Genomic DNA, 229 nt, shown 5'->3' with positions numbered 1-229 from the left:
CTACGTAAAGCATTAGAAGAAAAATCTGATGGAGAACATCATCAAGGTATTATGTCGCTAGTAAAAACATTGAAATTATTAACGGACAATGATTTAGAGCCGAATTTAGCAGCATTAGATGTTCCACCATTCTTATTGATTTTAGATGGCGTGACTTAACCGCATAACTTAGGTGCTAGTTTACGAAGTGCTGAAGCTGCTGGTGTAAACGCTGTAATCAATCCTAAAG

General features: G+C 36.7%; 1 pseudogene. It reads left to right on the top strand.

From position 1 onward, the window contains the following. A pseudogene (locus V6255_RS18355) lies at positions 1-229 on the top strand (23S rRNA (guanosine(2251)-2'-O)-methyltransferase RlmB); the annotation flags it as partial.

This window comes from Psychromonas arctica (assembly GCF_038155225.1).
In the GTDB taxonomy this organism is placed as follows: Bacteria; Pseudomonadota; Gammaproteobacteria; order Enterobacterales; family Psychromonadaceae; genus Psychromonas; species Psychromonas arctica_B.
The sequence above is the reverse complement of the archived record's forward strand: the minus strand, read 5'-3'. Positions and strand labels throughout refer to the sequence as shown.